Annotated in this window: 1 rRNA gene; it reads right to left on the reverse strand. The window is 58.9% G+C overall.

From position 1 onward, the window contains the following. Positions 1-432, reverse strand: a 16S ribosomal RNA gene (locus tag JK358_RS38795); the annotation flags it as partial. Positions 433-475: the final 43 nt, after the last annotated feature.

A 475-nucleotide genomic window follows, 5' to 3' on the forward strand; every position in this document is an offset into this window, starting at 1 on the left:
GAAAGAGGTTTACAACCCGAAGGCCGTCATCCCTCACGCGGCGTCGCTGCATCAGGCTTTCGCCCATTGTGCAATATTCCCCACTGCTGCCTCCCGTAGGAGTCTGGGCCGTGTCTCAGTCCCAGTGTGGCCGGTCGCCCTCTCAGGCCGGCTACCCGTCGTCGCCTTGGTAGGCCGTTACCCCACCAACAAGCTGATAGGCCGCGGGCCCATCTCGCACCAGTAAACCTTTCCAACACAGTCCATGCAGACCGTGCTCATATCCGGTATTAGACCCAGTTTCCCAGGCTTATCCCAGAGTGCGAGGCAGATCACCCACGTGTTACTCACCCGTTCGCCGCTCGTGTACCCCGAAGGGCCTTACCGCTCGACTTGCATGTGTTAAGCACGCCGCCAGCGTTCGTCCTGAGCCAGGATCAAACTCTCCGTTGAAGACTCTCAATTCCCTCCCGAAGGAGGCAATCAGAAGTAAACG

Source organism: Nocardia acididurans (genome assembly GCF_016741815.1).
Lineage (GTDB): Bacteria > Actinomycetota > Actinomycetes > Mycobacteriales > Mycobacteriaceae > Nocardia > Nocardia acididurans.